Annotated in this window: 6 protein-coding genes; 1 reads left to right on the top strand and 5 read right to left on the bottom strand. The window is 69.8% G+C overall.

The window, feature by feature from the left end:
• Positions 1-461, bottom strand: a 461-nt coding sequence (locus AB0H87_RS37880; RefSeq protein ID WP_360157337.1) for a family 43 glycosylhydrolase, incomplete at its 3' end; no start/stop codon positions are given.
• A 98-nt stretch (positions 462-559) separates the two neighbouring features.
• On the opposite strand from AB0H87_RS37880, the gene AB0H87_RS37875 reads away from it, so the two are divergent.
• Positions 560-1291 carry an OBAP family protein gene (locus AB0H87_RS37875; protein WP_360157334.1) on the top strand — a complete coding sequence of 244 codons (732 nt, stop codon included), beginning with the start codon at positions 560-562 and terminating at the stop codon, positions 1289-1291.
• A 1-nt stretch (position 1292) separates the two neighbouring features.
• Here the strand turns inward: AB0H87_RS37875 and AB0H87_RS37870 are convergent, their stop codons facing one another.
• The 4 genes from AB0H87_RS37870 to AB0H87_RS37855 form a co-directional block, all read right to left on the bottom strand.
• Positions 1293-1661, bottom strand: a complete 369-nt coding sequence (locus tag AB0H87_RS37870; protein ID WP_360157331.1) for a family 43 glycosylhydrolase — start codon at positions 1659-1661, stop codon at positions 1293-1295.
• A gap of 163 nt (positions 1662-1824) precedes the next feature.
• Positions 1825-2649, bottom strand: a complete 825-nt coding sequence (locus AB0H87_RS37865) for a carbohydrate ABC transporter permease (RefSeq protein WP_360157328.1) — start codon at positions 2647-2649, stop codon at positions 1825-1827.
• Positions 2649-3554 carry a sugar ABC transporter permease gene (locus AB0H87_RS37860; protein WP_360157325.1) on the bottom strand — a complete coding sequence of 302 codons (906 nt, stop codon included), beginning with the start codon at positions 3552-3554 and terminating at the stop codon, positions 2649-2651. Before AB0H87_RS37860 ends, AB0H87_RS37865 begins: the two co-directional genes overlap by 1 nt.
• 2 nt (positions 3555-3556) lie before the next feature.
• Positions 3557-4882, bottom strand: a complete 1326-nt coding sequence (locus AB0H87_RS37855) for an ABC transporter substrate-binding protein (RefSeq protein WP_360157322.1) — start codon at positions 4880-4882, stop codon at positions 3557-3559.
• Positions 4883-5046 lie beyond the last annotated feature (164 nt).

The raw sequence follows: 5046 nt of genomic DNA, 5'->3' as shown, positions 1-5046 counted from the left end.
GGGGCGCCGGAGTCGGTCCAGGGCCCGGCGGGCCCCGGCGCGGTGGCGACCCCGATCGCCGAGTCGTCGCCGGGGTTCAGGGTGGTGTCGGTGACGGTGTAGTAGAGCAGCCAGGTGTCGCCGGCCCGCCGGATGTCGGGCGCCCAGAGCCCGGCGGTCGGGGTGGCCCAGGACGGCCGCCCGGTGAACGCGTCACCCACATAGGACCAGGTGGCCAGGTCGGTGGAGCGCAGGATCGGCAGCAGGTGCGGCGTGCGCTCGCCGGAGCGCAGGGGGTCGCTGGTGCCGTAGGCGTACCAGTAGCCGTCGTCGCCACGGATGACGGCGGGGTCGGCGAACGTGTCGGCGACACCGGCGGTGACCGGGTTGCGCGGTGTCGGGTGTGGAGCGGCGGAGGCTGGGGCCGCGGCGGTCACCAGAGCGAGCGTGGCGAGCGCGGTGACGATCGGCAGTCGACGCATCCATCACTTCTACAACGTTGCATTCATCGTTGTAAAGACGGTTGGACCCGCCGGTCGCGGGTACGCACCCCGGACCCACCGACCAAGGGAGGCGCGACGTGCCCGTCCAGCCAGCGATCAAGGATCGACACCGCCCGACCGACCCGGCCGGAGAGTCGAAGGGTGCCTGGCGCGCGATCCTCGAGCAGGGCGCGCACCTGCTCCAGACCAGCGCGCCGATGTCGGGTTTCGACGTCTATGTCGTGGGCTTCCACTGTGCCAAGGGCGAGCCCGACTTCCAGATGGAGGCGCACCACTTCTGCCGGGTGGTCAACGACGACGTCCTGCAGTGCGTGCTGTTCGACGGCAACACCAAGGACGCCAACCTGATCGGCGTCGAGTACATCGTCTCGGGCCGGCTGTTCGACACCGTTCCGGCGGAGGAGCGGGGGTTCTGGCACCCGCACAACTTCGAGGTCCTCTCCGGCGAGCTGGTGGCGCCCGGCCTGCCCGCGGCCGCGGAGAAGGCGCTGATGAAGCAGCTGATGAACTCCTACGGCAAGACGTGGCACACCTGGCACACCCACAGCGCGGGCGGGCACCAGGGGATGCCGCTGCCGTTCGGCGAGCCGAAGCTCATGTGGTCCTTCAACCGCGACGGCGAGGCCGACGAGGCGATCAAGCAGGACCGCAACGAGGCGATGAACGTCGACGTCGCCAGGACCCGCGCCGGCCGGCAGTCGCTGTTGCCGCTCGCCGAGCCGCAGTGGGGCGTCGACGACATGAAGGACGACTTCACGGGTACGACCGACGTGCCGGGCGTCGTCGACGTCCGGGCCGCGACGCCCTGAGTCAGGGCAGCGGCTGCGGCGTGTCCGTCGGCCCCCGCACGACCGGGCGGCCGTCGGTCCAGACCACCTCGTCGAGCCAGAGCTGCCGGCCGGGGTCGACCCCGCCCTCCTGCCCGGCCGGCCAGGCGTGGTAGAGCAGCCAGGTCCGCCCGTCCTTCTCGACCATCGAGGCGTGCCCCGGCCCGGACGCTCCGCCGGCCGACGCCAGGATCGGGTTCCCGGGCGCCTTGCGGCACGGGCCGGCCGGCGAGTCGCGGACCGCGTAACCCTCCGCATAGGACGGTCGGTCGTAGGCGTTGGCCGCGTAGAACAGGAACAGCCCCTCCGGCCGGCGCCAGAGGAAGGCCCCCTCGACGACGGCGCCCCACATACGAATCGATTCGCTTATGGAAGCAGAGCAAACGCAGGCGGCTCGTCGCCGGTCGGCCTCCAGGTCCGACCCGCACGCGTGCGGGTCCGGCGCGTACACCAGGCTGGTGAAGGTCTGATCACCACCGCAGCCGCCGCCAGAACCGATACGAGAGTCCTCCTGATCATCCCTTCAGGCCGCTGCGGGACACGCCCGCGATGATGTGCCGTTGCGCCAGCACGAACAGGATGATCGCCGGCACGCTGGCCAGCACGGCGCCGGCCATCACGACCGGGTAGTCGGTCTGGTAGGCGCCCTGCAGCAGGCCCAGGCCGGCGGGCAGGGTGAGCTGGTCGCCGCTGAACAGCACGAAGATCGGCCACAGGAAGTCGTTCCAGTTGCTCAGGAACGCCAGCACCGCGAGCGTGGCCAGCGCCGGCTTCGACAGCGGCAGCACGATCCGCGTGAAGATCTGCCAGGTGTTGGCACCGTCCAGCGTCGCCGCCTCCTCCAGCTCGCGCGGCAGCGACAGGAAGAACTGCCGCAGGAAGAACACGCCGAACGCGCTCGCCGCGCCCGGCACCACGATCACCGCGAGGGTGTCGAGCCAGCCGAGCGTGTCGACGATCAGGAAGTTCGGGATGATCTGCGTGGCCGGCGGCACGAACAGCGTGGCCACGATCAGGCCGAAGATCAGGCCGCGGCCGCGGAACCGCATCCGGGCCAGCGCGTACGCGGCCATCGACGCGGTCGCCAGCACGAGTGCCGCCTGCGCGACCGCCGCGAGCATGCTGTTGGCGAACCACCGCAGCACCGGGTTCTGCGAGCCGGCCTGCAGCAGCTGCTGGTACCCGTAGGTCTCGACCGGGTCCGGCAGCCAGGTCGACGGGATCCGCTGCGCGTCCGGGTAGGACTTCAGCGAGGTCAGCACCATCCAGATCAGCGGCACGGTGAACACCGCCGTCAGCACGACCAGGATGGCGTACAGCCCGAACCGGCGAAGTGCCATCAGTCCTCCCGGTACCGGAAGATGCGGAAGTTGGCGATGCTGACCACGGCCAGCATGAGGGTGAGCGTGATGCTCATGGCCGCGGCCCGGCCGGCGTCGTTCTGTGCGATGCCCTGCTCGACGATGTACCAGACCACGCTGCGGGTGGACGTGCCCGGCGCGCCCTGGGTGATCAGGTACGACTGCCCGAACAGGTTGGCCGACGCGAGGATCGTCGTCGTGATCACGAACAGCAGCACGGGCCGCAGCCCGGGCAGGGTGACGTGGCGGAACCGCTGCCACGCCGTGGCGCCGTCGACCTTCGCGGCCTCGTACAGCTCGCCCGGGATGTCCTGCAGACCGGCCAGGTAGATGACCGCGTTGAACCCGGCGGTCCACCAGACCGTCACGCCGACCAGGGAGACCCACGCCCACGGCAGGTCCGTGACCCAGGCCGTGGTGTCCGGCAGGCCGACCAGCCCGAGCAGGCGGTTGACCAGACCGAGGTTGGCGTCCAGCAGGAACCGCCAGAGCAGGCCGATGACCGCCACGCCGAGGACGTACGGCGCGAAGAAGACCGCGCGGAAGAACGTGCGGCCCGGGAACGCGCGGTTGAGCAGCACGGCCAGCCCGAGCGGGAGCACGACGAGCAGCGGCACGGACAAGGCCGTGAAGATGCCCGTGGCGCCGAGGCTCTCCCACCAGAAGCTGTAGACGACCGAGCTCGAGTCGAACAGGTCCCGGTAGTTGTCGACGCCGACGAACGGCTTGTTCGGCAGCTGGAAGTCCCACTGGTGCAGGCTCAACCAGATGCCGAGGACGACCGGCAGCAGGGCGAAGACCAGGAACAGCAGCAGGTACGGCGTGAGGAAGAGGTACGGCGTCGCGGCACCGCGACGCCGTACCCCCGCCCTGGTCGAAGCCAAGGTCAGCCCCCGTACTTCTTGGCGTTGTCGGCGAGGAGCTGGTTGGCCTTGGCCACGCCGTCGTCCAGCGCCTTCTTCGGGTCCTTCTTGCCGAGCACGGCCTCGTTGAACGCGGTGTAGAAGGTGGTGATCACGTCACCGACGCCGGGCAGGGCGGGCGGGAACGCGGCGTAGTCGAGCTCCGGCGCCAGCTTGCCGACCTCGGTGAGCTGCTGGAAGCCGCTGCTCTCGCGGACCTCCTTGCGGGCCGGCACCTGGCCGCCCGCCGCCCAGTCCAGCGAGTGCTCGGACAGCCAGTTGATGAACACCTTGGCCGCCGCCGTCTTGTTGGCGTCGGCGCCGCGCTTCTGCTGCACGATCGTGAAGTTGTGGGAGTTGGCCCACGCGGCCGGCTTGCCGCCGATCTGCGGCAGCGGCGCCACGCCCCACTTCACGTCGGTGCTCTTCTTGAGGTCGTTGATCTGCCAGATGCCGTTCCAGTTGAACGCGCTCTTGCCCGCCTTGAAGGCGACGTAGTCCGCGTCCTGGCCGACGTTGGCGGGGGAGTGCCCGTTATTGACCAGGTCGACGCACCAGGTGACCGCCTCGACCGCCTCGAGCGAGTTGAACACCGCCTGCGTGGTGTCGTTGTTGAACAGGGCGCCGCCGAACTGGTGGACCAGCGAGTAGCCCGCCATGCCGCCGGTGAACTGGAAGGGACTCATCCAGAAGCCCTGGATGCTCTTGGCCTTGAACGCCGTCAGGGCCGCCTCGAACTCCTGCCGGTTGGTCGGCGGCTTGTTCGGGTCGAGGCCCGCCTGCTCCATCAGGTCGGTGCGGTAGTAGAAGCCCAGCGGGTGCATGTCCAGCGGGATGCCGTACCGCTTGCCCTTGTAGATCCCGCCGTTCCAGACGGTCGGCGCGAACGCGGCCTCCGTCAGGCCGAGTGCGGACGCCACGTCGTCGAGCGGCTGGATGATCTGCCGCGCGGCGAACGTCGCGAGCTGGTCCATGTGCATGACGGCGATGTCCGGGCCGTTGCCCGACGAGACGGCGCCGGGCAGCTTGGCGTAGTAGTCCTCCCACCGGTAGGTGGCCACGCCGACCTTGATGTTCTGGTGCTCGGTGTTGAACTGGTCGACGAGCTTCTTGAAGATGTCGCCGTCGCCGCCCGTGAAGCCGTTCCACAGGTTGAGGTCGACCTTGGGGCCGGTGTAGGTCTTGCCGCCGTCACCGGCCGCGGCGGGGGTGTCGTCGTCGCTGCCGCAGCCCGCGAGGGTCAGGACGGTGGCCGTGCCGAGCCCGACGCCCAGGCCGAGCGCACGCCGTCGGGAGATCAGGTTGTCCATGGGTCGCTCCTCGGGAATCACAGGGATGGGGTGAAACGCAAGAGGTTCCAGGAGGCGCCGGGTACGCGTACCCGGGGACGGTTTTATGGTCATCGGCTCGCCCACGTTGGGCCCGCAGGACGGCGCGCGCCCCGCGGCAGCCCCCGCCGGCACGCGCACACCAA

Source organism: Asanoa sp. NPDC050611 (assembly GCF_040654855.1).
Lineage (GTDB): Bacteria > Actinomycetota > Actinomycetes > Mycobacteriales > Micromonosporaceae > Asanoa.
This window is presented reverse-complemented; position numbering and strand designations above follow the sequence as displayed.

What these genes read in the sequence shown, in the direction of transcription:
- AB0H87_RS37870 (WP_360157331.1), bottom strand. Translation starts at nt 1,661, where the DNA reads ATGTGGGGCGCCGTCGTCGAGGGGGCCTTCCTCTGGCGCCGGCCGGAG.
- AB0H87_RS37865 (WP_360157328.1), bottom strand. Translation starts at nt 2,649, where the DNA reads ATGGCACTTCGCCGGTTCGGGCTGTACGCCATCCTGGTCGTGCTGACG.
- AB0H87_RS37855 (WP_360157322.1), bottom strand. Translation starts at nt 4,882, where the DNA reads ATGGACAACCTGATCTCCCGACGGCGTGCGCTCGGCCTGGGCGTCGGG.